The 22,708-nt window shown below is 41.0% G+C and carries 19 protein-coding genes; 2 read left to right on the forward strand and 17 right to left on the reverse strand.

Annotated features, from left to right (window positions below):
- Positions 1 to 236: 236 nt before the first annotated feature.
- Positions 237 to 1,184, reverse strand: coding sequence for a polysaccharide deacetylase family protein (locus MMU05_RS07680; RefSeq protein ID WP_241141090.1), 948 nt, complete (start codon positions 1,182 to 1,184; stop codon positions 237 to 239).
- 234 nt (positions 1,185 to 1,418) lie between these two features.
- Here MMU05_RS07680 and MMU05_RS07685 point away from each other — a divergent pair, with 234 nt between their 5' ends.
- Positions 1,419 to 2,765 carry a transglutaminase-like domain-containing protein gene (locus MMU05_RS07685; RefSeq protein ID WP_241141091.1) on the forward strand — a complete coding sequence of 449 codons (1,347 nt, stop codon included), beginning with the start codon at positions 1,419 to 1,421 and terminating at the stop codon, positions 2,763 to 2,765.
- Between the two features lie 313 nt (positions 2,766 to 3,078).
- On the opposite strand, the gene MMU05_RS07690 is transcribed toward MMU05_RS07685, so the two are convergent.
- The 13 genes from MMU05_RS07690 to rfbC form a co-directional block, all read right to left on the reverse strand.
- A complete protein-coding gene (locus MMU05_RS07690) occupies positions 3,079 to 3,636 on the reverse strand; it encodes a DUF2199 domain-containing protein (protein WP_241141092.1) in 558 nt (185 codons plus the stop codon).
- Between the two features lie 146 nt (positions 3,637 to 3,782).
- Positions 3,783 to 4,013, reverse strand: a complete 231-nt coding sequence (locus MMU05_RS07695) for a hypothetical protein (RefSeq protein WP_241141093.1) — start codon at positions 4,011 to 4,013, stop codon at positions 3,783 to 3,785.
- A 168-nt stretch (positions 4,014 to 4,181) separates the two neighbouring features.
- Positions 4,182 to 5,012: a mechanosensitive ion channel family protein gene (locus MMU05_RS07700; RefSeq protein WP_241141094.1), complete on the reverse strand. Its 831-nt coding sequence runs from the start codon at positions 5,010 to 5,012 to the stop codon at positions 4,182 to 4,184.
- A 292-nt stretch (positions 5,013 to 5,304) separates the two neighbouring features.
- The gene (locus MMU05_RS07705) at positions 5,305 to 5,730 is read right to left on the reverse strand and encodes a response regulator (RefSeq protein WP_241141095.1); all 426 of its coding nucleotides are present in this window, start codon (positions 5,728 to 5,730) and stop codon (positions 5,305 to 5,307) included.
- Between the two features lie 36 nt (positions 5,731 to 5,766).
- On the reverse strand, positions 5,767 to 9,798 hold the full coding sequence (locus tag MMU05_RS07710) for a PAS domain S-box protein (RefSeq protein ID WP_241141096.1): 4,032 nt from the start codon (positions 9,796 to 9,798) through the stop codon (positions 5,767 to 5,769).
- A gap of 264 nt (positions 9,799 to 10,062) precedes the next feature.
- A complete protein-coding gene (locus MMU05_RS07715) occupies positions 10,063 to 11,319 on the reverse strand; it encodes a pyridoxal-dependent decarboxylase (RefSeq protein ID WP_241141097.1) in 1,257 nt (418 codons plus the stop codon).
- Positions 11,320 to 11,347: 28 nt separating this feature from the next.
- Positions 11,348 to 12,088: a shikimate dehydrogenase family protein gene (locus tag MMU05_RS07720; RefSeq protein WP_241141098.1), complete on the reverse strand. Its 741-nt coding sequence runs from the start codon at positions 12,086 to 12,088 to the stop codon at positions 11,348 to 11,350.
- On the reverse strand, positions 12,085 to 13,020 hold the full coding sequence (locus tag MMU05_RS07725; RefSeq protein ID WP_241141099.1) for a polyprenyl-phosphate transporter: 936 nt from the start codon (positions 13,018 to 13,020) through the stop codon (positions 12,085 to 12,087). Before MMU05_RS07725 ends, MMU05_RS07720 begins: the two co-directional genes overlap by 4 nt.
- Before the next feature lie 52 nt (positions 13,021 to 13,072).
- Positions 13,073 to 13,843: a phosphosulfolactate synthase gene (locus MMU05_RS07730; protein ID WP_241141100.1), complete on the reverse strand. Its 771-nt coding sequence runs from the start codon at positions 13,841 to 13,843 to the stop codon at positions 13,073 to 13,075.
- 20 nt (positions 13,844 to 13,863) lie between these two features.
- Positions 13,864 to 15,291, reverse strand: coding sequence for a tetratricopeptide repeat protein (locus MMU05_RS07735; RefSeq protein WP_241141101.1), 1,428 nt, complete (start codon positions 15,289 to 15,291; stop codon positions 13,864 to 13,866).
- Positions 15,292 to 15,438: 147 nt separating this feature from the next.
- Positions 15,439 to 16,404, reverse strand: a complete 966-nt coding sequence (locus MMU05_RS07740) for an NAD-dependent epimerase/dehydratase family protein (RefSeq protein WP_241141102.1) — start codon at positions 16,402 to 16,404, stop codon at positions 15,439 to 15,441.
- Positions 16,401 to 17,153: a tyrosine-protein phosphatase gene (locus MMU05_RS07745; RefSeq protein WP_241141103.1), complete on the reverse strand. Its 753-nt coding sequence runs from the start codon at positions 17,151 to 17,153 to the stop codon at positions 16,401 to 16,403. The genes MMU05_RS07740 and MMU05_RS07745 overlap by 4 nt, the downstream gene beginning before the upstream one ends.
- A complete protein-coding gene (gene rfbC / locus MMU05_RS07750; RefSeq protein WP_241141104.1) occupies positions 17,153 to 17,704 on the reverse strand; it encodes a dTDP-4-dehydrorhamnose 3,5-epimerase in 552 nt (183 codons plus the stop codon). The genes MMU05_RS07745 and rfbC overlap by 1 nt, the downstream gene beginning before the upstream one ends.
- A gap of 229 nt (positions 17,705 to 17,933) precedes the next feature.
- Between rfbC and hflX the strand changes: the two genes are divergently transcribed.
- Entirely contained in the window at positions 17,934 to 19,199 is a 1,266-nt protein-coding gene (gene hflX / locus MMU05_RS07755) for a GTPase HflX (RefSeq protein ID WP_241141105.1), read from the forward strand.
- A 157-nt stretch (positions 19,200 to 19,356) separates the two neighbouring features.
- Here hflX and MMU05_RS07760 read toward each other — a convergent pair whose 3' ends face one another.
- The 3 genes from MMU05_RS07760 to MMU05_RS07770 form a co-directional block, all read right to left on the reverse strand.
- Positions 19,357 to 20,739 (reverse strand): methyltransferase RsmF C-terminal domain-like protein, encoded by a 1,383-nt coding sequence (locus MMU05_RS07760; protein ID WP_241141106.1) that lies wholly within the window; start codon positions 20,737 to 20,739, stop codon positions 19,357 to 19,359.
- A 57-nt stretch (positions 20,740 to 20,796) separates the two neighbouring features.
- Positions 20,797 to 21,579: a CHAD domain-containing protein gene (locus MMU05_RS07765; protein ID WP_241141107.1), complete on the reverse strand. Its 783-nt coding sequence runs from the start codon at positions 21,577 to 21,579 to the stop codon at positions 20,797 to 20,799.
- 64 nt (positions 21,580 to 21,643) lie between these two features.
- Positions 21,644 to 22,555 carry a hypothetical protein gene (locus tag MMU05_RS07770; RefSeq protein WP_241141108.1) on the reverse strand — a complete coding sequence of 304 codons (912 nt, stop codon included), beginning with the start codon at positions 22,553 to 22,555 and terminating at the stop codon, positions 21,644 to 21,646.
- Positions 22,556 to 22,708 lie beyond the last annotated feature (153 nt).

The following is a 22,708-nucleotide window of genomic DNA, read 5'->3' on the forward strand; positions in this document are numbered from 1 at the left end:
AAAAAAGGGACGCGATAAAAGAAAAAATATTTCCCGTGGATCTCGCAGACCGCCGCAGAGGGTGTCGCACAGTTCCAATATCAATATAAGTTTGAGGTCAATTAAGCTTCCTCCAATAAAATTTCTAAGACAGCAGTCTGCGAAAATCTGCGCTATCTGCTGGAGAAAATAAAATTTTTGGGACTCTAGCTCTATACCGACAGACCTTTACCATCAATGATTATTTTTTGGTATTGTCAAAGTCCGAGGCTATCCATTTTTGCTTTGAGGTAGTCGCCGTTTTCGGCGGGGTAGCGGAGGTCTTTTTCATACTTGCCGCTTTGCTTGGCGAGTGCCCAAATCAGACTTTCCCCGGCAGGAACAACCGTGGGTACTTCATTGAAAACTGGGTCTTTGAAAGCTTCATCTGCATCGATGATTTGCCACCCTTTTTCTTTGAAATGTGCGATCAGGTCATCAAGAAACATCGCCGCAGCGAGGTTGTGGTGAAGCAGGATAGTGTGGTGGATTTTCCTTCCCGTCAATTCATCAGCCAATCCGTCATAAAATACAGCACGGTCATACATGTGTTCGATATAAAAATCCCTGAACCCACTGACGTCAGCCTGTGGGTTTTCTTTGAGTCTTTCGACAAGGCGGCTGGCAATATACCAGTCTGAAGCATCGATAGTGACATGGCCATTTTTGTAGCCTTTTTCCTTTAGAAAAGACCTGAATCCTTCGACTTTCTCTTTGGTTTCGCCTTCCTTGAGGTAAGGAAATCTGAAGTATTGGTAAAAATTAGGGTAAGAGCGGATGACAGAATCGTTGCGGAGCAATTCCGTTTTGAACATTTCCAAAGTTGTCTTTGGGTCGCTGAATCTCGGATGGGTGTAGGTATGGTTTGCGATTTTGTGGCCTGCTTTGTCCCAAGATGAAAGTACATATTTCCCTTTTTCATTCTGTAATGGACCAACATTGGCAAATAGGACCGCTTTGGCATCGTGCTTTCTAAGGCTAGCGAGTATCATTTCGTTCCATTCTTCAAGGGTATAATTGGGCATGTCACGGGTCGACCCATCGTCAAATGTGAAAGCGACTTTGGGTCTGGTGGAGGATAATTCCTTTTCTGCCAATTTATTATCCGGCATACCGCCCAAGTTCAGAATAATCAACAGAAAAAGGAGGTAGATGGAATTGGCCATATTGGTAAAATAAATTTGGAATAACATTTCCACAATCTAAAAAACATTCAATTCATTTTTACAGCAGATTATGCAAATGGATGAAAAGATGCTTTAAAAATACCGCTAAGGTAACTGTTCGATTTTAGGTATTTATTTGGAATCCCCTTCTTTAGATAAATTGTATATTTGGGCAAGGTAAAGCGCCGATTTCCAGAAATCCATAACCCGATCAACCAATCACCAAGTCCAAAGATGAGAAGCCGATTTATTATTTTATTTGGATTGCTCCTTTTGGGCGTGTCCTGCCAATCCCCAAACGAAACCAAAGTTGAAAAGGAAGAACAGGTGAAGCCTAAAAAAGTATCCATCGCCGAAATTGAAGCAGGCATCAAAGCTTACATAGCCGCCGAGACAGCGACAAGTGACGGGTACTTTCATGTCAACGATGAAAGGGGAAATTTCAGGTTGAAACTCGTCCGAGTCCACACCGAATACCTTTCCAATCTTGGACCAAAGAAGCATTTTGCCTGTGTGGATTTGGCTGATGAAAAAGGAGACGTATACGACGTGGATTTTTTTATGGAAGGAGAGCCCGGAAACATGAAGGTCACCGAAACTTCGCTTCACAAACTGAACGGTAAACCTTTCTACACCTGGAAGCAGGTTGTGGATAAAACCTGGCGCCGCGTCCCTGTTGAAACCGCATCAACGGACTTGCTTGGCGTGGTGGAAGGGCAAGATGAATTCGATTTCCACTATTATTCCAAACTTCCCAAGATCAGTGGATCTGCCAAAATGTGGATTCCAATTGCCAAAAGCGATAATTTCCAAACTGTGAAGGTCACCAATATGTCTCTTCCAGGTAAGCATCAGATGTTGAATGAACAGGATTTTGACAATACAGTCCTTTACCTCGAACTAGGCCCCGAAGATAGCGGCAAAGAAATAGACATTACGTATCAAGTAGAACGGAAGGAAAAAGGTCCGTATGAGGCTGTGGGACCAATAGACGAGAAATACCTACTTCCAAATCTTCTCATGCCAATAGGCGGAAGATTTGAAGAAATCGCTAAAGAAGCCATCAAAGGCAAGGAAAAGGACAACAAACTTGTCCAAGCCAGGGCTTTGTATGATTATATAATAGACAACATGCGGTATATGAAGTTTGGGAAATATGGCCGCGGGGATTCCAATTATGCCTGTGATTCCAAAACAGGAAACTGTACCGAATTCCATTCATTTTTCATCTCCTTGGCAAGGTCCATTGATATTCCGGCGAGATTTTCCATTGGGGCCTCGATCCCTTCAGATAGGGACGAAGGCGGTATTGACGGGTACCATTGTTGGGCCGAATTCTATGCAGAAGGCAAGTGGTGGCCTGTAGATATCAGCGAGGGAAACAAATATACAGCCTTGGCGACCTACTATTTTGGAAGGCATCCCGCCAACAGGATTGAATTCAGTCAAGGCCGTGACCTCAAAGTAAGCCCGGGTCCTAAAGGAGGCCCGATCAATTTTATGGCCTATCCGATCATGGAGATTAATGGGGAACCCGCATTTCCTGAAACCATTTTTTCATTTAACAGAAAATCTGAGTAGCGAAAAAAGTGTCAACGTAATCAGCTGGAATAGGAATGGGAATATCCCGCAGACCACGCAGATGAGCGCAGATTATTTTTGTGTTCCATTTGAAATAATCCGTAATTCTGAAATAATTTCTGCGACAGTTTGCGAATTCAGCAGGAGAAACAAATGATGTTGTCCCTCCTCAGACCGGTGGTGTTTCTTTAGTGGTCCCCTTCTGCAGCTGCATCTTTTCCCACGAAACCTGAAATAGAACGAGGATAAAACTTAAAACCAATTAGTCACGGCCCCATTGCAGAAACATTTTGTGGGCTGTAGTTTTGTTTCCCTAATCTTTGTTCGTAGTTTTTGTATGTCCACTCGTTAAAATGAAGTCAACAATTTTTAACGCTTTTTCAAACGTTATTCCTTTTTCCTGGTCAACTGTCAACGGATGTTCATCCTCAATCATTTTTATAGTCGGAATAAGTCCCACCTCATTTTCAATCGCAATTGTCTTTAAGTTTATAGTGTCGTCATAAGTCAGAATAGTGGTCTGTAACCAACCAAAATATGGTTCTTCGTCAATGCGTCTCGGATTCTCCCAAAGGTCATTTCTCTTTCTAAAGTTGTCCCCACTTATTGAAGTCCATACATTAAATATGAGGTCTTGGTCGTAGTCGTTAATAGGAATGGTTAGTCGTCCGCGATGGAAGAAGTATACTCCGTCAACAACACAAAGGCTTTCTTGAAGTTCAATTCTTTTTTCCCTTTGGTCGGGAGGTATTGAAAAGTAATAGTCGGGAAAGTCGTTCCCAAAAGTGAGAGGCAATTCGTCATAAACTTGCCCGCAACAAGAACACTGATATGTTGTCCCTTTGTCTGTCTTTATCTTGATTAATTTCAAGTTCTAATCTTTAATTACAGGATTACTGCCAACTTGTTGATGGGTATAATTTTTTCTTCTCGGGATTCAAAAAAAAGCGTCTGAAAATCCGGATAACAAAAGCCGGTTTTCAGACACTATTAAGGAAAATATTGCTCTGAGGTTAATTAATTCGAGGAGGTAGTATCTGCTGGGTGCTCGGAAGTTGTGTCGGTTGGATGCTCAGCACCGTCAGTAGGATGCTCAGATCCTTCAGCAGGATGCTCAGCGCTTTCTACTTCCTCAGTTGATTCTTCGGCCTCTTTTTTGCCTCCGCAAGAACTAACAGAAGCAGCAAATAGGAAGCCACATGCCAATACCAGAAGCATACTTGATCTCAATTTTTTTAACAATGTCATAGTCTTTGATTTTTTGGTTGGTGATTTTTTAGAACTTTTGATTAAGGTCATTTCAAATTTACAATTTTTTGCCTATTCAAAGAATATATTTACAATTTTTGAATGAAGGTAGTTTTTGTAAATATATGAAACTCAGTCAAAATCACTTCTTCAAAAAATGCTTACATGCTATTTATTGATGATGACCCTTGTTGGTATTGGTCCTGCAATTTCATTTTGATCAAAAGCAGTTCGGATATGTTCTTGAACAGAAAAGAATACGTCCCAATAATGCGCCGGAGAAGCATACGGCCTTATTGCCAATGTGACCATCCCATCTCCCACTTTCAAGACATTGACTGATGGTGCAGGTTCTTCCAATACAAACTCATGATTTTTAAGAACATCCAATGCCACACTTTTTGCTTTGGCCACATCACTGTCCGGGGCTACAGCCATGCTGATATCTACCCGAAGATTTCCATGGCGGGAATAGTTGACGATCGTGCTGTTAGAAACTGCCCCATTGGCCAAAATGACAGTTTTGTTTTCTGGGGTCAACAAAATGGTATTGAAAATCTGGACTTCGGTGACTACTCCTGTCTGTCCGTTGGATTCGATGAGGTCTCCAACCTTGAAAGGTTTAAAAACTAACAGTAAAACACCCCCAGCAAAATTAGCTAGTGAACCCTGAAGTGCCAATCCAACTGCTAAACCTAAAGCACCCACAACAGCAATAAACGAAGTGGTCTCAATCCCCAGCATTCCTGCTACCGAAATCAGCAAAAGGACTTTCAGACCTCCACTTACCAAGCTTCCCAAAAATGTCTGCAAGGAGACATCAATTCCTCTTTTATTGAGTGCTCTGGAAATCAGGTTTGTAATGAAGTTGACAACATAGAGACCGATTATAAAAACCAGCAGTGCACCAATCAATTTTGGGCCGAACACATAAACCCAATCTATAAACCGCGAAGTGATAGTTGTTATCTCTTTCGTATAAGTGGTGATCTCTTCCATAGAATGTTTTTTAAAATGGTGAATTGATAAAAATTATTAATTATAAAAATAAAAAATTGAAGTGAAATATTTTATCGGTGACCCCTTTACAGATGTTATATTTTCGTGAAAAAATGGAAATTTTATCCCACTTGAGTCAATTTGAATTGGGAGTTTGCCAAAAATTTATACTGCGCTAAAAAATTAAGACGAGAGTTTACTTGGCGTTTTGATGATGGGGAAAAATTGTCTTCTTTGAAAGACATGCCACCCAAAAAAATTTTGAAAGCTTTTGAGATTTCAAGTTTTCACTTTACTTGGAAAGCTTGACAAGTTCCAGCCAAAATTCCTCTATTTTTTGGATAGCTTCCAAAAATTCTTCCATGTCCAATGGCTTGGTGATATAGCTATTTGCGTAATTGAAATAGGCAAGGTTGATGTCTTTTTGTGAGTCAGAAGTGGAAAGGATGATTACCGGGATATTTCTCTTGTCATCATCAGATTTTATTTCCTTAAGGACTTGATGACCGTTTTTAATGGGCAGATTGATATCCAATAAGATGAGGTCAGGTCGTTTTTCATTTTCAAATCTTCCTTCCTTAAAAATAAAACTTAGCGCATCTTCACCATTTTTCACAACGCTTAGTTGTGTTGGGATTTTACTTTCTTCAAAAGCTTCCTTAGTCAAAAGTATATCACCTTCATTATCTTCGACGAGTAGAATGTGCATTTTTTTCATGGTCAAGTATTTTAAATGTTGAGGTAAAAATATTTTTCATTTTGGCAGGGTGAAATAGAACGTCGTACCGATTCCTTTTTTGGATTCCAGCCAGATTTTTCCATTCCATCTCTCAATGTTCTTTTTGACTATTGCCAATCCCATGCCATTTCCACTAAAATCTTCTCTATTATGGAGTCTTTGGAAAATAATAAATATTTTATCAAAGAATTCCTCTTGTATGCCCAGTCCATTGTCTTGGATAGAAAATAGCCAATGGTCATCCATATCCATTACTGTCAATATGACTATCGGAGCTACAGCAGGTTTTGAGTATTTCAGGGCATTGTCCAATAGGTTATAAATAGTCTGTTCCAACGGAGCTTTGTACGCCGTCACTGTTGGTAAGGATTCAAATTTGATAGAACCTCTATTTTCAGTCAGTAGCTTTCTTCTCAGGAGAATGTAATCACCGATCATTTCTTTGAGGTTGATTTCCTCTTTGTCTGATTCCGGTTTTCCGGCTCTGGAATATTCCAGAAGGTCATGGATAATCCGCTTCATCCGCCTTGCCCCATCCGTCGCAAAATCAATGTAGGTGTGGGCTTTTTTGTCCAGTAAGTGCCCATATTTTCTGTCCAAAAGGGTCATAAAACTTGACACCATTCTCAGCGGTTCTTGCAAATCATGGGAGGCAATAAAAGCAAATTGCTCTAGTTCGGAGTTCGAAAATTCCAATTCCTTGGCTCGTTTTTCAAGCTCACAATTCAGTTTTTTGAGAGATTCTTCATACTCTTTCTGTGGTGAAATGTCCTGGACCGCTCCTACCATCCGTATGGCCTTTCCGTTTTGGTCGCGGATAATCATGCCACGGTTCATGATGGTTGTAATTTGGTTATTGTCATTTGTCATCCTGTATTCGTAAATCCAGGAATTGACCGTTTGATCCGCTATTGCGTCATTCAGGCTTTTGAGAACGGTTTCCTTGTCTTCCGAATGAAATTTGTCTGTCCAAAAAATATCAGCATTTAATGAGAGCTTTTCCTCTTGTCCAAAAATCTTCTCAAAACCCTTCCCTCCAAATAGTGTACCCTTGGTGATATCCCAATCCCAAATCGCATCGTTGGTGACTTCGCTGACTTTTTCAAATCTTTCGTTGGAAAGTTTGATCTGTTCGTCTGCCAGTTTTCTGATGCTGATATCTTTAAAATATACGGATAGACCATTTTCAGAAGGATAGATGTTGGTTTCTACCCATTTATTGACCCATGGGGAATATTCCTCAAATTGGACCGCTTCGCCATTTTCCATGGCCCAAATTCCCTTTTTGTAAAATTCAGTCTCTACAGAATCGGGGAAAGTATGCCAGAAGTTGTTGCCTAGGATTTCAGATCTTTTTTTCCCAACGAGTTTTTCTGCGCGGTTATTCCAATAAGTGATGGTCCAATCTCTATCAACCGTAAAAAATCCGTCATCTATACTTTCCAAAATGATGTCTCTTTCTCTTAAGGTGGCCAAAACCCTTTCTTCAGCCAATTTTCGGGATGTAATATCAAATCGGATGGCAAGATATTGGTAGGGTTTATTGTCCTCCCCGATAAATGGTACAATCGTGGTGTCTACCCAGTAGTATGAATTGTCTTTTGCCTTGTTTCTGATCTCTCCCCGCCAGACTTTTCCTGAGGTGATGGTATCCCAAAGATCTTTGAAAAATTCTTTTGAATGGAAACCTGAATTGATGAGTCTATGCGTATGACCTATTATTTCTTCTCTGTTGTATTTCGAAGTTTTACAAAAGTTATCATTTACAGATATGATGACTCCATTTGCATCTGTGAAAGCAATAATGGCAGATTGGTCCAGGGCAAGCTTGTAACTTTCGAGGGAGTTTAAACTCGCTTTCAGGTATATTTCTGCCTCCTTCAATTGGTGGATGTCCTGAAAACTGCCAAAAATCCTTACACATTTTCCGTTTTCAATTACCGGTTTTCCGATGGTTCTTACCCATTTAAGATTTCCTTTATGGGTAATGATCTGCAATTCCTCATCCCATGGGATGCCATTCTGAATACAATCCCTCACCCTCTGCCGTATCGTGTCCTGGTCATGACCCTCCACGAATCCTGACATTCCTTTGGAAAGTGTGGGAGAAAAATCAGGTTCTACTTCACGTATTTCTTTTGTGGTGTCCGACCAATAGACGGTATCTCTGACAACATCAATTTCCCAGCTTCCCACTTTTGCCAGTTTTGATGAATCATCCAGCAGCATTTGCAGTTTTTTCAACTTGGTGACATCCTTGGCTACGCCATATATCAACCCCTCATCGACGGCAGAATTACATGTCCAAGATAGCCATATTATATCTCCTGATTTGGTTAGGTACCTGTTTTCAAAATTGTAGACATTCTCCCCTTCTTTAAGTTTATTGACTATTTTGGAAGTTATAGCTCGGTCCTCCTTATGCACCAGGTCATGATAAGCGATTTGATAAATTTCTGATTCCGTGTATCCAAGCAGTGCAAAACCTGCCCTATTCATTTTTAGGAACCGGCCTTCAAAATCTACCAGGCAAATAATGTCCGGGGCTGAGGAAAAAATCTGGTTTAGCTCATTCTCCAACCGTTTCCTTTTGATTTCTGAGCCAACGAAGGTTTCCAGGTTTTTGAATAGCTCAAAATAAAAAGAAAACGCACTTTCCACATTTGTGGTACCGATGACAATGGTGCCAATGGGTTCATTGTTGTGGGTTAGAGGAATTCCAATCAATGAATTTATGCCGGATTTTGTGGAGGCATCTTTTCTTATAAATATCTCTTGGTCGGAGCTTGTATGATAGATTTCTATCATACCCTTTTGCCAGACCCTACCGGGGAGACCTTCACCCACATTCAATTCAGTGATTTCTGAACTTGACTCAAAAAAAATTTTTCCTGCTTGGTCCAAGGCAAAATTTGCCATCATTTTCAGCTTGTTTCTGTCGGAATCAGGAAGCCAGATTTCAGCTAGACTGAAATCCCCAAACTCTGCAAGTTTTTTCACCACAAATTCCAGACATACCTTAAGTTGGTTGTCAATATTGAAACACAAGCTGATGTCACTGAACAATTGTTTTTCAAGTTCCAGGTTTTTTTGGAGAGTGACATCGCGTTCTATCGAAATCCAATGTGTAAAATGGCCCCTCTCATCTGTTACAGGGGAGACGGCAAAGTTTATCCAAAAAGGATCTCCGTTCTTTTTATAATTGATGGTGGTGATTTCATAAGGCTCCCATCTTCGCATTGCCTCACCAAGTTTAGCCAATTCGGCATAATTTGATTTGGGACCTTGAAGGATCCGGGGAGTCATTCCGATCACCTCCTCCGCCTCATAACCCGTCATTTTAGTAAATGCCTTATTGACAAATACTATTCGCGGTCCGGGCATATCCATTGGTTCAGCTTCTGTGATCAAAACCGAATCTTTGGTGTTCATTATTACACTTTCAATAAGCTTCAACCTTTGTTTTTCAGATTTGCACAGCATGATATCCTGCACCGTTTCTTGATATCCCTTAGGTTTGCCTTGGTCATCTTTGGCTTGTCTTTCCTTTTCTGATTCACAATGCATCCTCCTCAGTTCCAATAATTGGATGATCTGATTTGCGAGAACGTTAAGTGTGTGGATTTGGATTTCGTTCAGTTTTTTGGGTTGGTCGTCCATCACAATGAGTGCTCCCAATGGTATGCCTCTTGGGGAGACCAAAGAAGCGGCTGCATAAAATGAAATATGGGGATGAGACTTGAAAAAGGGGTTTTCACTAAACCGCTCATCTTTGCTTGTGTCTTCTACAATAAAAATGCGATAAGGCTCCTGAATGACATGCACACTAAAGGATGTGTCTATGCGCATTTCAGACAAATCTATGCCATGATTCGATTTGATCCATTGTTTTTCCTGCGCCACAAAACTGACCAGAGCGATTTTGGTCTGACAGATTTCCGCCGCAATTTTGGTCAGGGAATCAAAATCGGTTATTTCATCGGTCCCGGTGAGATTGTAGGTTTCGAGTTCAATAAGCCTTTCTTTCTGGACATTTGGGAATTCCATAAGTTACTTGCGAGATAACGCAAAGTTACTTAATCCCCTTCAATGTTCCCCTAATTATTTATGAGTGGTTTTAGGTGTTCAATGATCGGGAATGTTTTTTGTGCCTGATATAACCTTCGGATCCTCATTTTTTTGGTAAATAGTCATTTGCTTTTGTTTCTGTCAACTGATGCCGGGTTCCTTTAAGGGATTGATTTTTTTTCAAAATTCTTAATCCATAAAAAAACCCAAAAGTGATAACTCTTGAGTTTTTTGGTCTGAGAATTATTTCCGGAGGTTTGATTGTAGTTCTCCTTCGAGTTCGATCAGAAAGCTATCTATGGTACCCGGTTTGACGTGGGGCATGATGACAATTTTGTACCATTCCGGTTCAAATTCATAGGAATTGGCCACTAGATAATACTTGTATGCCAATTCTTTGGATAGGTATTTGGCTTTTATCGCAATGATATTCAGGTAAGGATTTCTGAAAAATTCCACCCCCATCCTTTCGAGGCGCTTGCAGATCCGCTCGGTGTGGTCACAAAGCGTCTCCATTTTATACTTCCATCCTTCCGATCCATGAATCTGGAGGATCATCCACATCGATATGGCATTGGCGCCGGACCTGCTGCCACTGACGGTATAATCCTTTCCGGGGATATATTGCGCTTCTTCTGTTTTGACATAGTCAAAGTAACCCTTTCGGATCAGAAAAAGCCCTGTTCCGTAAGGAGTCTGAAGCATTTTGTGCCCATCCGCTGTAATAGAATTCATGAAGGGATTTTGAAAAGTAAACCTGCTCATCGGATTAGTAAAAGGGTAGATAAACCCTCCATAAGCCGCATCCACATGGATTTTGAAAGGAGCATTTATATTCGTAAAGAACTCACCCAACATATCGATATCATCGACTGAACCGAACATAGTGGTAGAGAGATTGGCGATAACGATGAAATATTTGATCCCATCTTCCATGGCAGCGTTCACTTTGGATTCTAAGGATTCCTTGGTGATCTGCCTGTTTTCAGGATCCACTTCCAGGATGATGCTGGTAAGGTTGAGCAGGTTGGCACCTTTAGGCATGGAATAATGAGAGTCTTGGGAATAAACCAAGCCTATTTCACCCAATCGGGCATCATACTCTTTTTTGAAAAAATTCCTGTAAATCCACATGGCTTGGATATTGGCTTCTGTTCCTCCTGTGGCGACATAGCCATCCTGTTGGTTTGGATCACCGTTGAGGATTTCTTCAGCCACCAAATGGATCAGGTCTTTTTCGATTTTTTGGGTTCCCTCAAAAATCTCCAAAACGGATTTGTCGCTCAAAGTATGGACCCCAATATGGTTTGGATTGCGGACCATGGCTGACATGTAGGGCGCATCCTTCAGGAAAGGCGCATCCGGATAAAACTCAGCCGTATCCAGATAGGTCCCGGGAATTCCGAGAATGGGATGGTCGCCCCTGTAGTCCATATTATGGGCCAGGGCATTGAATATGGTTTCTTTGATTTGTTCGTGTGATTGTTTTTTCCAGTACATGGCAATGAAATTTAAATGTAAAAAGAAATCAATTCCAGATTCTCCAAGCAGCTTCGGCCTGAAGTTGGAGCATTTCCAATCCATTTTTTACCAATGCACCGCGCGCCTCAAGGGAGCGCATCAAAAAAGTTTTTTCGGGATTGTACACCAAGTCATAGACCTTATGCATCCCGGTGATGTAGTTGGGGTTGATTTGGGGCATTTCCTCCGTTTTGGGATACGTGCCTACAGGAGTAGTATTGATGATGAGATGGTGGGATTCTAAGATTTCAGGGTTCTGTTCCAAGTCATGGTAAGTAATCCATCCATGGTTTTCGGAATGAGTTCTGGAAACCATCTGGAAAGGAATTTCAATATCTGCAAGAGCCTGAACTACTGCTTTGGACGCCCCTCCTGTTCCCAATACCAATGCTTTGGGCCTGATATTTCCAAGAAAAGATTCTAAAGATTGTCTGAACCCAATGTAGTCGGTATTGTATCCTTTGAGTTTTCCCTCTTTGATTTGGATACAATTGACCGCACCTATTTTTTGGCAGGCAGGATCCATTTCATCTAGAAAGGGAATAACCTTTTCCTTGTATGGAATGGTGACATTAATGCCTTCCAATTCAGGATTTTCGGACAGGATTTTGGGAAAAAGGGAAATGTCCGGGATTTCATACAAATCGTATTGACAGTCAACGATTCCCTCCCTTTCGAATTTGGAAGTAAAATACTTCTTCGAAAAGGAATGGGTCAAAGGATAGCCTATCAATCCAAATTTTCTCATCTTCTCTGTAGGTATGCGGCAGTTCTTTCGATTCCCAAGACCAACAAAATCCCGAATAAAAAAGCCAATATGGCATATAGCATAAGCGGTTCCTGTCCCGTGACCTCCAGGTAGTGCTGAGGCATTATGTTTTCAGTCAGGAAGGGTTTTTGTTCTCCTGAAGAAGACATCCGATAGGAAAGGATTTCTTTCCATGGCCAGATTTTATTAAGCGATCCCAACATAAAGCCTGAAAGAACTCCAATTGTAACCGCGTGATAATGCCTCAATAGCCAAGAGATCAACCTGCTGAAAGAAAGTAATCCAACGACACACCCTGAACCAAAAACGACAATTATCAGAAAATTTTTATCAGTGACTGCCCCGAGAATTCTTTCGTATTGGCCCATGACCAAAAGCAAAAAGCTTCCGGAGATACCCGGTAAGATCATCGCGCAGATCGCTATGGCTCCGGCTAAAAAGGTAAACCAAAGCGCATCAGGAGTGGTAGTAGGCGGTAAGCCGGTAATCCAATAAGCAGCGACTGTTCCTATAAGGAGAGAAAGAACCACCCCAAAATTCCATCTTTTGATGTCTCTGAGGATTATAACAGCGGAAATGATGATCAGTCCGCAAAAAAACGACCACAGAGGAATCGGATGGTGGTCCATCAGGTAAGTGATTACCTTTGATAGGGAGAAAATACTTGTCAGGATCCCTGCAAGCAGGGTAAAGAGAAAACTCCCATTGATATGGTCCCAAAGGCTCTTTATTTCAAATTTGAATAGAAGGCCAAGGGCAGTTTTGTCAATGGACTTGATGCTGTCAAGAAGTTTTTGGTAAATGCCTGCTATCAGGGCGATGGAACCTCCCGAAACGCCAGGAACGACATCAGCCGCTCCCATAGACATGCCTTTGAGGAAGGTTAGAATATAATCTTTGAGATAGTTCATTGTAAATCAAAAAAAGGACTGCCTCTCTTAATAAGGCAGTCCATAAATAGTATTACATGAGATGCGCACCAAGGAAATGGTCAAAAGTATCTCCTCTGAGTCCCAATCGGATGGTTTCAAGTGGGATAAGTTCATTTGGAGCAATATTGCCCAAATTGACATTGGCTCCTAATAATTTGACAAACCAAACCTGTTGCTCTTTCTGGGGAGCTTCCCAGATAATCCGATCCTCAGGAATTTTGGTAAGGATTTCTTCCACAAGCCCTTGTCTCACTTCTCCTGAATCTCTGAACAAACCTACGTTTCCTCCTTCTCTTGCTTCACCGATGACTTTCCATGAACCTGCATCAAGTTCACTTTGCATCTGCTCAATCCATTTGTAGGGAGGGATGATTTTAGCCGCATCTTTTGATCCTACTTCGGACAAGACCGTGACATCTTTTGCAAGGATCTGAATGTATTCGCACTTTTTGCCGTGGTTCAGGCTGATTGATCCGTCCGAAACCTCTGCAAATGTGAGGTCAAACTTTTCAAGAACCCTTCTATAATCTTCAAACTGCCCTCTGATGACAAAGGCCTCAAACAAGGTGCCTCCCAAATAGACCGGGATGCCTGCGTCTTTATAAATCTGGATCTTTTGTGCAAGATTTTTTGTGAGGTAGGAGGTAGCCCAGCCTAACTTGACAATGTCCACAAAGTCACTGTTTGCATCAACGAAGTTTTCGACTTCCCTGATGCCCATGCCTTTGTCCATAACCATAGTAAACCCCGTCGTACGTGGTTTTTCGGTTCGTACAGGCAGATTCTTCAGAACGTAATTCATTAAGTTCGAATTTCAGGTAATTAATTGTTTAGATTGGATGATGTATCGGCATCCTTATATTGGGAGATGATTTTGAAAATAGCCTTTTGATGTTTTATTTCTGGCATCAAATCATACAACAGTGTATGTCTCCCAAAGTCCAAAGTTAATGCATTTTCTAAATATGAAAAGGCTTCCTTGTATTTAGCTGATTTTAGCAGATATACCACAAGCCTATAATAAAGTTCTGATTCTTCAGGCAGCTCTTCAATCCCTTCTTTGATCACGTCTACTGCCTCCTCAAACCTGTTTTGGTCAAAATAAATGATCGACAGGTTGACATAAGTTTCGATAATGCCCGGTTCTAGCGTGATGGCTTCTTCATAAGCTTCTGAACTTGCCTGAAGGTTGCCGAGGTTGTATTCCGCATCTGCAAGGCCTACCCAATAGGTGGCATTTTCTTTGGTGATTTTGATCGCTTTTTTGAAATAATGGATTGCCTCAAAGAACTTTTCTTTTTTGAGCATGCACATTCCCAATCCAAACCAGGCATCGTCATATTCGGGATCGAGTTTCGCTGATTTTTTGAAATTTTTGAAAGCCAGGTCTATCTGATCAAGTTTTTCATACGCAGCACCGAGATAGCAGCAGTTTTCGGCATTTGCTCCCTCACAATTGATGGTGTTTTGATAGGCTTCAAGCGCAAGTTCAAATTGGTCGGTATTCATGTAAGCATTGCCCAAGTTGAAATAGGCAGATGCAAAGGCATCGTCGATAATCAGTGCATAGTCATATGCCTGAATCGCTTCTTCGAACCTTCCCAATCTGTTATAGACCACGCCGAGGTTATACCATGCACCCGGGCTGTAGGGATCCTGATCGATGAATTCCTGATAAAAATCCAGTATCTCATCAAAGGAACCTTCCTCCTCGGTGATCATTGCCAATTGAAACAAAGCGTCCTCATGATTGATCCTGATTTTGACGCATTCCTTGTAATAATAAGTGGCTTTCGCGTTGTTTTCATTGGCTTTGTACAGGTTTCCGAGCGTGTAATACACTTCGGCCTTATCTTCTGCCAAGGGTAAAAAATCCTCCAACAATTCAATTGCTTCCTTGATATTGCTGTTGATCATCAAAGCCTGACTGAGTGCCAAAATGATGTCTTCATTGTTTGGTGAAAGGTTGTTTAGATTTTCAAGTATTTCCAAACCTTCTTCGAGCTCATCATTGAAGATGAGGCACTGTGCCTTTAAAAGCTTGATTTCCACACTAAATGGGAATTTTTCCAAAGCATGGGCAGATGCTTTGAGTGCCTTTACGTACTTCTGCTGATCAAAATAAAACCGGACAATGTTTTCCAATTCCTCTTCTTCAAAATAAAGATCCAAATTGGACTTAAGTGAATTTTCAAACCGTTCTACAAGTTCTTTGTCTTCTTCCCAATCGTTATCAAAATCTCCGGTCATCTGTTTCTTTTAATAGTTTACTTAAGATACCAAATTATTTTTTGGTACAAAATCCCTCTTTGAATATTTTTTTAAAGAAGTAGCCAACAGTGGCCAAATTCCCCAAATAGCGGATTTTGAAATTTCAAATGAATAAACGTCCCTCTCTTATTTTTCGTTCGAGATGGCCCATCTGAAACTGTCCTCCAAGGTGCGGTATCTGAAGTGGATCTCCTGTTGGACTTTTTGGTTGTCCATGGTGATTGACAGTTGTGACAGCATGGCTGTCTGCCTGTTGAGGGGATTTTTGGTCAATCCAAGAAGCCTTCCAATACCAATAAAAAATATAGCAAGCCTGATCTGGAAAGGGCTTACTTTTTTTGAAGGAGCTTTTTTTCCAAAAATTTTAGCCATGGTGTAAAAAAAATCTTTGTACAAAACCGCACTGTGGTTGAGGATAAATTTTTCGTTCCAAAGGTTTTTTTTGAATAATTGGAAGGTGATTTCTACTGCATCCCTGATATCGATAAAATTGACTGTGCCGGCGGGATAAAATTTACTTTCTTCCAAGACATAATGGTAGATCTGCGTGCTGCTTCGGTCATCGCTGATTTTTCCAAGAATGATTGTCGGCAAAACCACCAAAGCTTCTAATCCTTCCTGCACACCACGCCAGACTTCAAGCTCGGCTTGGTATTTGGAGATGGCGTAAGGCGTATTGAGTTTGGATTCTATCCAGGGAGTATTTTCATCAGAAACTTTTGCTTCAGCCGTACGGCCAAGTGCCGAAACAGAGCTGACATGGATTAGTTTTTTGACCCCTTTTGCAAGCATCGCATTGACCACATTGGCAGTGCCGCCTACATTGATTTTCATCAATTCATCTTCATCCCCCGGATTGAAGGAAACCATCCCTGCGGAATGGATGACCATATCCACATTTTCCATAGCTTCCTCCAGAGAAAGTGGATCGAGAATATCTCCTTCCACCCAAGTGATGCCCACATCGCTTCCATCCAAGAGGCCTTTTGACCTGTTTTCTCTTTTCAGGGCAAGAATTTCACCTTCCCCCATAAATTTTTTGGAAAGGTAACTCCCAAAAAGACCGGTTGCTCCTGTGACCAATATTTTCATAAATGGGTATTGAATAAGGGGATTTTCTGGATGATGTCGAAATACTTGCTTTCGGGAAGGTTTTCCAAAGCGTCCAGATAGCGGTGGTTATGGGCGTCTGTACCAAGGTATTTGACCCTTCCTTCTTTTACTAGCAATTCTGCAAAAGTCTGAATGTGCCTGGAATAAAATCCCGTGAGGGACAAAAGGTTGAGCTGAAAGAAAATGTCTCTGTCGATCATTTCGTGCAGCAACTTTTTGTCTTGGGCCAGGTATTGATAGCGCTCGGGATGTGCCAGTATCGGCTTATACCCGTTCATTTCCATTTCAAAAAAAATCTCCACCAACATCAGCGGCTTGGATACAAAGCCTGTTTCTACCAGCACATGGTTTTTGTGTACAGTGAGCAGTTGCTCGCCATTTCTGACTTTTTCGAGGAAAAACTCGTCCAGGTAATATTCAGCAGCAGCGCTGATTTCAATATCTATAGATTCCTTTTTTAGGGCCTTTTGTACTTTTTCCAATCCACCAAGAATAATCTCCGGTGTATTTTTGTAAAACTCCGACATGATGTGCGGAGTGGTCACGATTTTTTTGATCCCAAAATCTTTCATCCTGACGATCATTTCCAGAGACTCTTCGAGGGATTTGGATCCATCATCGATTCCCGGAATGAGGTGGGAGTGCATGTCCGCATGCATCCATCCCAGATCCAGTTTATCAGGTATGTGTTTTTTAGATTTATTTTTAAAAAAATCAAATAACCCCATTATAGTCCTCCTTTGGTCAATTCTATAAATTTCTCGAGTGTTGGAAGAACTTGGTCTTTTGCAGAAATTATGGGTGAATCCACCTGCCAGTCTATATCCAATACCGGGTCATTCCATATTACTCCGCCTTCGCTCGATTTGTTGTAATAATTGGAACATTTGTAAGAAAATACCGCGTCTTCCAATACTGAAAATCCATGTGCAAATCCTTCCGGCACGTAAAGCATGTTGTGGTTTTGGTCATCCAAAACTTTGCCAAATACCATTCCGAAGGTTTTTGATCCTTTTCTGAGATCTACCACCACATCAAGCACCTTTCCGCTGATAACTTTCACCAGTTTGGCTTGGGCATATGGTTCATTCTGGTAATGAAGTCCACGAATTGTGCCAGCTTTGGAGAATGATTGGTTTTCCTGAACCCAGTCTTTGTCGATGCCCTGAGAGAGGAGAGCTTCTTTTCTGAATGATTCGAAAAAATAACCGCGGTCGTCTTTGAATAGGACAGGATGTATTTCAAATAGACCTTCTATAGGCGTGGTTGTTACTTTCATTTTTTGTCGGTGCAGGTAAACAAGGCAATAAGAATCCGATGACAGAATGGGGAAAGCCCCAATAGCAGTATCAATTTGGAAGAATAATATTTAGGATAATACGCAAACACTGGGTTTTAATCTTCCAAATATAAGGCTAATTGTCCTTAGGATGTTAAATTTGTACTACATTCCTATTTGGAACTATTTCCGGTTTGCTTCCCTTTTTCAATTATACTGCCAAAATGCTATGAGTAAAATTTCAAGAAAATTCCAAAAACTGTTTGAAACAGCCCCGATTCAGGAAACTGCCGTCATGGTGGCCCTGATCCGTCAGGGTCAAACAGAGCAACAAGTGAACGAATATCTGGATGAACTTGCATTTCTGACGGAGACTCTTGGAGCCAGAACAGTCTATAAGTTTACCCAAAGGCTGGAGAGACCCGACGTGAGGACCTTTGTAGGAACAGGTAAGCTTGAGGAAATAAAAGCTTATGTGACTCATTTTGAAGTAGACATGGTGATCTTCGATGATGACCTTTCGCCATCCCAAATGAGGAATCTGGAAAATGAACTCAAAGTAAAAGTCTACGACCGGTCTTTATTGATCCTGGATATTTTTCTCAAAAGGGCACAGACTGCCCAAGCCAAAACCCAGGTGGAGCTTGCAAGATTTCAATACCTCCTGCCAAGACTTACCCGAATGTGGACCCACTTGGAGAGACAGCGGGGAGGAACAGGAACCAGAGGTGGCGCCGGTGAAAAAGAAATTGAAACAGATAAAAGGGATATCCGAACCAAAATCACTTTACTGAAAGAAAAGCTGAAAGAAATTGAAAAGCAGAGTGCTACCCAACGGAAAGGAAGAAAGGGAATTGTAAGGGTTGCCCTGGTAGGGTACACCAATGTTGGCAAAAGTACTTTGATGAATCTGATCACCAAGTCTGATATCTTGGCGGAAAACAAACTTTTTGCTACGGTTGACTCTACTGTGAGAAAGGTCGTCTATGACAACATTCCTTTCCTCCTCTCAGACACGGTTGGGTTTATCAGAAAGCTGCCGACTCACCTGATAGAGTCATTTAAGTCTACCTTGGATGAAATCAGGGAAGCGGATTTGTTGGTACACGTGGTGGACCTTTCGCACCCCAACTTTGAAGACCATATCAATGTCGTCAACACTACCCTCAATGAAATAGGAGCAGTGGATAAGCCGGTTCTATTGGTTTTCAACAAAATAGACATGGTGCCAAAAATGCCCTCTGAGGAAGAAATGATGCACATGACTGAATTGGAAGTGGCAGAAAGCAAATACCTGGATTTCGAAAAATTAGCTGTAGCATATCAAAAGAAATACGGAATTGCTCCTGTGTTTATGGCGGCCTTCGAGGGGACCAACGTGGAGGGATTCAGAGATTCTTTGACAAAAGAAGTCAGAAAACAACATCTCAAAATCTATCCGCATTACCTCGAAGATGAAGTAGTGGATATGTCAAAGTTTGAGGGGGAAGGTTAATTTAAATGTAGATACCTGAATTCATGCCTGAAACGCATTCTCCCATTGCTAAGGACAGAAGACCGAAGTCAGAAGTAGGGGGCTTTTTTACTTTACACCGTATATTCAATTGGCAACGTTTCATTGACGCAAAATTAAAAAATGAAGCCCTAATTACTTACTTCATCCTGATCCGCCAATCTTTTGGGTAGTAATTGTTGGTCCGGTTGCCAAGGTTTTTCAGCCATCCCAAAGGCATTTTTTTATACGTTACCAAAACCCAACCCTCCGGCAAATCCTTTAAAGGAATATCCTCTTTTCTCAAATAATCCAAGGCCTCCTTCAAGTCAAGGTCATATGTCAAAAACCCTGATTTCGGCAAAATACTTACGGCCAATTCATGGTTGGGGATAAATTGCTGCTTATTGATTTTGCCAAGTTCTACTCCAAAATACCGGATATTCAAAAACCTGCACAGGTATTCAAAATGCTGCTGAAAATCTTTGTTAACCCAAAAAAAACTATCCTGAAGATTGTAAAAGCAACTGTAATCCGGTAACCCCAATTGGACCATCAGCTTTTCCGCTTCTTGTTTTCCGACCGGTTTGATGTAAGGATGCTTGAAGTCTTTGGTTCTTTTTGGTTCGTTTGCCAAAGAGTTTTCGGGTCTTTTGAGAACTGTGATAAAAAATCCCTCTCCTTCCACACGGTGTGGGAAAAATCGGTACCCAAAAAAACTGTTTCCATCAATATCAACTTCCGACTCCACAATTCCCCAAGCACTATCCAAAGGAATTCTGACAGGCTCATAATCGTATTCAGATACGATAAACCTGATCATTTCTTCATTTTCCTTTTCGTTGAAAGTACAGGTGCTGTAAATCAGGTAGCCGCCGCCTTTGACAAATGAGCCGGCATGGTCCATGATTCTTTCCTGTCTTGCTGCACAAAGTGCCACGTGATCTGCAGACCATTCCGACATGGCGTCCGGATCTTTGCGAAACATCCCTTCGCCCGAACAGGGAGCATCCACCAATACCAAATCAAAAAAACCGGCCAAATCCCCAAAATGCTCAGGGTCATTTTGGGTGACCAGGGTATTCCCGATCCCCCATTTGATGATGTTTTCTTTGAGAATACTTGCCCGTGATTTGATAACTTCATTGGCTACCAAAAAACCGTTTTTTCCCAAATAGCTACTCAATAAAGTTGACTTGCCTCCTGGGGCTGCGGCAAGATCAAGATAAATGCCGTCTTGAGGAGCATCAATACTCTTCAGTATATGTTGGATAAACATCGAGGAAGCTTCTTGGACATAATAACATCCTGCGTGAAAAAGTGGATCTAGCGTAAAGGAAGGCCTTTCTTCCAGAAAATACCCATCCTCATTCCATGGAACCAGGATGCTGTTTTCAGGTTGGGTTTGGGTTTTATGTCTGTTGATCCGAATGGATACCTTTGGTTCTTTTTCCAATGCCTTGGCAAATTCCCTGAATTCATTTTCGCCCAGATAGGATTTCATTTGGGACTCGAATGCTTTGGGAAGGTTGATTTTGGACATTGTTGTTTTTTAACAAAAGTAAGGATTAACATGGAACAGGAAGAAATTCATTCCTGACTAAGCCCCGTTCCCATTTAAACCCAAAGTTTTTATTTCAAAATCCTTTTTCATTTCCCTGATTTCAACCAATTGTTCTTGGAGCTTGGCATGGATAATTTTGAGGCTGCTTTTATTTGCCTTGTTCTTTTTCATCCATAACTCCGTCCGGTGCATGTCGTGCCATTTTCCGATTTTGTCCTGAAGAAGATCAAGGTAGGGCCAATTAAGCTGCAATTCTCCGATTTGGTAGTTTGGTGATAATTCATGAAGATGAATCAAAACCTTTATAGATTTTCGACTTTCATGCAGGTGATTGATAAAAAGCTTTCTTTTGAGGTTTTTACTTGCTAGCTGCAAATGAGTTCTGAAAAAATCCGATATCGCTTTATCCGGTACCCCTTCCACCTTTTTCAGGGTTTTTTCCACACTTTTTTTTAGATGGTCTCCAAAATGCCTGGCTTTGAAAAGGAAAGTTTTGGTTTCTTTCTCCACAGTGATTTGAAGAAGGCGCCGCATTTTTTCATCCTGAATTTGGATGGAATCCAGGTTTTCAAGGTTTAATTGTGCTTCTCTGATCAAACCTGCCTGCCTAAATATTTTTCTTATGGGTGTAAAATACTTGATGGTTTTGTTGTCAAGATCAGAAAACACCTGAAGCTTTAACAAGGAATGTGCCTTTTTGACCTCTACGCGCATTTGATGGAGGGCCTCCAGGTTTTGATCCTTGACAAAATGGGATAAATTATCGGCTACACCCTTTATCCTTTCTTTAAAATAATCCTTCTGGACACCCTTTTTCAACTTCTCATATTTTGATTCTGATTTGAATATACTGCTATTTAATTTTTTTGAGAAAAAGGATTATCTATTTCCTTTTGAAAGAAATTCCTACCCCGATATTATATCGCAGTTTTGAGAAGTCAAATCCCACCATGCTCGTTCCCCCTCGAAAGTTCAAACCTTTGAAATCCAATATGATGCCGCTCTCCAGTACAGATTGATTGAGATTGATTTCAGAGTTTCTTGCCCAAAATTGACCCAAACTGCTGCCGTTTTCTTCAAAAACGGTTACTTCCCAAAACTCTCTGGAATGATTGAGCCCCGCACCTGCGTACATCCATAATGGTTGGTGTATTTTCCATGTTACCCCCATGACCAATTCCGCGGTTCCTTTCCTTATATTTCCTGTTGACTCGGAGTCTTTGTTTTGGGTACCATAAATATTCCCATTGTTCCGAACGGTAATTTCTCCTGTTTTGGTGAATATTTCGGTATTGCCTCTGATCTGAAGATAGGTTGCAATTCCGTGGTGGTTGATGCTTCCAACTGCAATGCCAAAAGGGATCTTGGAATCATATGAAAAAGAAATGAATGACCTGTCATAAAGCTTTATACCTTTTCTAGGATCATAGTTTAAAAAGAAAGTTTCCTTAATTCCATTGCTTTTTCCTGAATTCAGTTTGTCGTTCAATTCCTTCACTTTGGCATCCAATTCCGTTGGATCCATTTTTCTCAAATGAGTCATATAAGGCTTTGCCATCTTATTTTTCCCAAGGTGATAGAAGGCAAGGGCAGAATAATAAAAGCCATCTGGACGGTCAACGTCAGATTTAATCTGTGATTTTGCCAGTTCAAGGACTCTTATCCACTCTCCGTTATTGATGGCAGATTGTATCTGAACATCCAATTCGAGGAAAGTTCTGTCTTGGGCGTTTACAGTAACCGTAAAGGCAAATGGCATGATAACCAAAAGAACAATGAGTCTAAAACATTTCATGAGAATGAAAATTGAACTTTGAATTGAAGAGTTTTAGATTAAAATGGAGGGTGATCGCATCTTAAAATCAAATGAAATAACTTAAAAAAACCAAAAAAACCAAATTTTATTTTGAATATAAGTACTTGTGTTTTACCTCCAAAAAAATGTGGT

Origin of the sequence: Cognataquiflexum rubidum (assembly GCF_022538115.1) — a bacterium.
Lineage (GTDB): Bacteria > Bacteroidota > Bacteroidia > Cytophagales > Cyclobacteriaceae > Cognataquiflexum > Cognataquiflexum rubidum.